Origin of the sequence: Thermoanaerobacter thermocopriae JCM 7501 (genome assembly GCF_001310975.1) — a bacterium.
In the GTDB taxonomy this organism is placed as follows: Bacteria; Bacillota; Thermoanaerobacteria; order Thermoanaerobacterales; family Thermoanaerobacteraceae; genus Thermoanaerobacter; species Thermoanaerobacter thermocopriae.
This window is the reverse complement of the sequence record NZ_BAZY01000058.1, coordinates 1-4929: the sequence shown is the minus strand read 5'-3', so window position 1 is coordinate 4929 and position 4929 is coordinate 1. Positions and strand designations below refer to the sequence as shown.

Sequence of the window (4929 nt, the reverse complement as noted above, 5' to 3'; positions counted from 1 at the left end):
AATAAAATTTTACGAAAGGAGGAGATATCATGGAAGAACGAACTTTCGAAATGGAACTAGCAGGGAGAAAGCTGATAGTTCAGACAGGAAAAGTAGCTCAGCAAGCAAATGGAGCAGCTTGGGTGAAATATGGTGATACCGTCGTTTTAGTTACTGCCTGTGCTTCAAAAGAACCCCGAGAAGGGATTGACTTTTTTCCTTTAACCGTTGAATACGAAGAAAGATTGTACTCTGTCGGTAAAATTCCTGGGGGTTTTATAAAAAGAGAAGGGAAACCTAGTGAAAAGGCAATTCTCTCTGCTCGATTAATTGATAGACCCATTAGACCTTTATTTCCACATGGTTATCGAAATGACGTACAAATTATAGCTACAATATTGTCTGTTGACCCTGATGTACAACCAGAAATAGTCGCGATGATCGGTTCTTCGGTTGCTCTTTCAATTTCTGATATTCCCTTTAATGGTCCAACAGGTGCGGTGGCAGTAGGATTGGTGGATGGACAGTTTGTAATTAATCCTAACCATGATCAAAGAGAAAAAAGCTTAATGCATTTAGTAGTTTCAGGAACAAAAGATGCTATTGTAATGGTGGAAGCAGGAGCAAAAGAAGTACCTGAGGAAACCATGCTAGAAGCTATTATGTATGCTCACGAATACATCAAACAAATTGTAGAGTTTATAGAGGAAATAGTTGAAGAAGTAGGGGTTCCGAAAAGCGAAGTGATTTTACATGAAATAGACAAAGAACTAGAAGAAAAAGTAAGAGCATATGCTACACAAAAAATATACGAAGCGCTAAGAACACCTGAAAAGAAAGAGAGGAACGATAACTTAGATAAAGTTGAACAAGAGGTTTTAGAGTACTTTAAAGAAGAATATCCCGACAATCTCGCTGATATAGATGAAGTACTTTACAATATAATGAAAGAACAAATGCGAAAAATGATAACAGAAGAAAAAATAAGAGTAGATGGTAGAGGTCTTGACGACATAAGGCCAATATGGTGTGAAGTAGGAGTGTTACCCAGAACTCATGGTTCTGCAATTTTCACAAGAGGGCAAACTCAAGTATTGACAGTAGCAACCTTAGGTGCTTTAGGAGACATTCAAATTTTAGACGGCATAGGAGATGAAGAAGCAAAAAGATATATGCATCATTACAATTTCCCACCCTACAGTGTTGGAGAAGTAAGACCTTTAAGAGGCCCCGGTAGAAGGGAGATTGGTCATGGAGCTTTAGCAGAAAGAGCTTTAGAACCGGTAATTCCTTCTGAAGAAGAATTTCCTTACACCATAAGATTAGTGTCAGAAGTTTTAAGTTCTAATGGTTCTACTTCTCAAGCTAGTGTTTGTGGCAGTACTTTAGCTTTAATGGATGCGGGAGTTCCAATAAAAGCTCCAGTTGCAGGAGTGGCTATGGGGCTTATCAAAGAAGGAGATGTAGTTTCTGTACTCACTGATATACAAGGGATTGAAGACTTTTTAGGGGATATGGACTTCAAAGTAGCAGGTACAGAAAAAGGAATCACAGCGATACAAATGGATATAAAATTCCTGGAATTGACAAAGAAATTTTGAAAATGGCTTTAGAAAAAGCTCGAAAGGGTAGGTTATACATCCTTAGCAAAATGTTAGAAGTTATAAAAGAGCCGAGAAAAGAGTTATCCATATATGCACCTCGTGTTATAAGAATGGTAGTTGACCCCGAAAAAATTAGGGATATAATCGGACCTGCTGGCAAAACCATAAGTAAAATTATTGCAGAAACTGGAGTGAAAATTGATATAGAAGAAGACGGTAGATTATACATTACTGCTTCTGATTTAAAATCGGGTGAAAGAGCTAAGCAAATGATTGAGGCTATAACAAAAGATATAATAGTAGGAGAAATTTATTTAGGAAAAGTGCTTAGAATAACACCTTTCGGAGCGTTTGTAGAAATCGCACCTGGCAAAGAAGGCCTTGTCCACATTTCTAAGCTTTCTAAAAAGCGCGTCCAAAAGGTAGAAGATGTAGTTAAGGTTGGAGATGACATATTGGTAAAAGTTACTGATATTGATAAACAAGGTAGGATAAGCCTTTCAAGGAAAGATGCGTTACCTGATGAAGAGGAAGAGAAAAGAAAGTAAAGGCATAAACCGCCCCAACGGTTTATGTTTTTTATTTTTTAGTAATATATTCGCTGCCTGTTTGAATAAAATTAAAGTGAGAATATCAACGGGTGGTGTTATAATGAAAATATTTTATATAAAATATCCTAAAAAAAGCTTTTGGATTATTCTTTCCATAGCAATATTGTTGCTCCTCTTTTTAATTTACATAATTACACGGAGTGTTTCTGTCTTTAACGTAGATGAACCAATTTATAAAGGAGATACAAAAGAAAAAAAGATTGCTTTTGCTTGCAACGTAGCATGGGGAGATGAGTACATACCAAAAATGTTAGATATTTTTAAAGATAACAATGTCCATATCACATTTTTTTTTGAAGGAAAATGGGCAGAAAAAAATCCTGATGTTGTAAAAGATATTTATCAAAAAGGCCATGAGATTGGAAGCCATGGATATACGCATGTGAAATACACAAATTTAAGTAGACAACAATATGAAGAAGATATAAAAAAAAGCAGTGAAATTTTAGAAAAAATTACAGGAATAAAGCCTATTCTTTTTGCGCCACCGTATGGGGATTTCAATGATGAAATTGTAAAAGTAGCAGAACAATTAGGATATAAAGTCATTCTCTGGAGTTTGGATACTATAGATTGGAATAATCCAAGTCCTCAGACAATTGTAGATAGAGTTATGAGTAAATATCACAACGGCGCTATTGTGTTAATGCACCCTACTAAAAATACTGTGGAAGCATTACCTCAGATAATAAACCAGCTTAAAGAAAAAGGTTATAAAATAACTAAAGTATCTGAGGTAATTGTAGATAACAATTAAATTTGCTATAATAATAATTAAATTTGCAAAGGAGGACAAAAATGTATGAACGAAAGATTATTGAAGGTATAAAAGTCGTAACTTGTAAAATTCCTCACGCATATTCTGTATACATAGGGATATGGATTAAAACGGGGTCCATGTATGAACATAAATCTATAAATGGAATATCTCACTTTATAGAGCACATGGTTTTTAAAGGTTCTAAGCTAAGAAGTGCAAGGCAAATTGCGGAAGAAACGGATAGTATTGGTGGGCAGTTAAACGGCTTTACTGAAAAAGAAAGTACCTGTTTTTATATAAAAGTTTTAAACACCCACATAAAGCAAGGCATTGATATACTCTTTGATATGGTATTTAATCCTGCCTTTAAAGAAGAAGATATAGAAAAGGAAAAGCAAGTCATATATGAAGAAATATTGACAGAATTAGATTCTCCTGAAGACGTAGCTTACAACCTTTTAGCAAAAACAATATGGAAAGGGCATCCTTTATCTTTTCCTGTACTTGGTACTTTTTCTACTGTTAAGAAGCTAAACAAAGGACAGATTGTAGATTATTATAATTCCCATTATAACAAAGATAACATAGTCATTTCGATAGCTGGAAATTTTGGCGATGATATTTATGAAATACTGCAAAAATATTTATCAAAAATTCAAAAAACTAATGTTATTTCTCAATTAACTTCTCCTATTTGGCATAAAAACAAAGCTTTTTATGAAAAAGATTTTGAACAGGTAAATTTATGCATTGGTCTACCAGGGATAACTTATGACTTAAAGAAAGTATACGCTTTAGCCATTATAAATAATGCTTTTGGTGGAGGAATGAGTTCAAGATTGTTTCAAAAAATAAGAGAAGATAAAGGACTAGTTTACTCGATTTATTCTTATCCTTCTACCTATCACCATGCTGGGGTTTTTTCTATTTTTGCTAGTATGAACGCTAATAATTTTAGAAAGGTGTATGACTTAATTTTAAATGAAATAGAAGAAGTCCATTTAAAAGGCTTAGCAGAAGAAGAGATTGATAAATTTAAAGAACAACTTCGCATAAACGTATTAATGGATTTAGACAGTATAAGCAGTAGAATGAGCACAATAGGAAAATCCATGCTTTTATTTAATAAAGTGCATACTGTAGATGAAATACTTCAGACAATAGATAGCTTAACTTACGAAGAAATAAATGAGTTAGCCAGAGAAATTATAAATCCTGCTGACATGAGCATAGCCGTGGTTGGAAAATTAAACAAAAGAGATAAAGGGTGGTTAGAAAATGTCAATAATACTTAAGATTAAAAAAACTGATGATGCTAAAGATTTGCCTTTGCCTGCTTATATGAGTGAAGGTGCCGCTGGGATGGATTTATATGCTAATGTCAAAGAGGAAGTCATATTACAGCCTGGTGAAATAAAACTAATTCCAACAGGTATACAAATTGAACTTCCTCCAAATTTTGAGGCCCAAATAAGGCCAAGAAGTGGCTTAGCTTTAAATTATGGAATAACCCTTTTAAATACTCCTGGCACAATTGATTCTGATTACAGAGGGGAAATAAAATTAATAGTCATAAATTTAGGAAAAGAAGTAGTCAAAATCAAAAGAGGTCAAAGAATTGCCCAAATGGTAATCAATCAAATAGTAAGACCAACAATAGTAGAGACAGAAATCCTTTCAGAAACAAAAAGAGATGAGGGAGGATTTGGTCATACCGGTATATAAGGAGGGGTTCTATGAGGTTAAGCGAATTTGGAAATAAAGAAATTGTAAATTTAACGGATGGAAGAAGATGGGGATTAGTAGAAGATTCAGATTTAGTTATTGATGAAGAAACAGGAAGGATTCATTCAATAATAGTATATGAATCAGGGGGGTTATTTAGGGGAAAGACCAATTATATTGAAATAAGTTGGGACTCTATAAGAAAAATTGGTGATGATATGCTTATTGTGGAGTTTGAAGAAAAGAAAAG

General features: G+C 34.0%; 4 protein-coding genes and 1 pseudogene. All 5 read left to right on the top strand.

Going from position 1 to position 4929, the window contains the following annotated elements; genetic code table 11:
- The first annotated feature begins 29 nt into the window (after nucleotides 1-29).
- A pseudogene (locus tag JCM7501_RS12255) lies at nucleotides 30-2131 on the top strand (polyribonucleotide nucleotidyltransferase).
- A 103-nt stretch (nucleotides 2132-2234) separates the two neighbouring features.
- Nucleotides 2235-2951, top strand: coding sequence for a polysaccharide deacetylase family protein (locus JCM7501_RS12250; RefSeq protein ID WP_028992571.1), 717 nt, complete (start codon nucleotides 2235-2237; stop codon nucleotides 2949-2951).
- A gap of 41 nt (nucleotides 2952-2992) precedes the next feature.
- Nucleotides 2993-4249, top strand: coding sequence for a M16 family metallopeptidase (locus JCM7501_RS12245; protein ID WP_012995236.1), 1257 nt, complete (start codon nucleotides 2993-2995; stop codon nucleotides 4247-4249).
- Nucleotides 4233-4679, top strand: coding sequence for a dUTP diphosphatase (gene dut / locus JCM7501_RS12240; protein ID WP_013150323.1), 447 nt, complete (start codon nucleotides 4233-4235; stop codon nucleotides 4677-4679). Before JCM7501_RS12245 ends, dut begins: the two co-directional genes overlap by 17 nt.
- Before the next feature lie 11 nt (nucleotides 4680-4690).
- The coding region (locus JCM7501_RS12235; protein WP_054644887.1) for a YlmC/YmxH family sporulation protein at nucleotides 4691-4929 on the top strand (239 nt) is incomplete at its 3' end.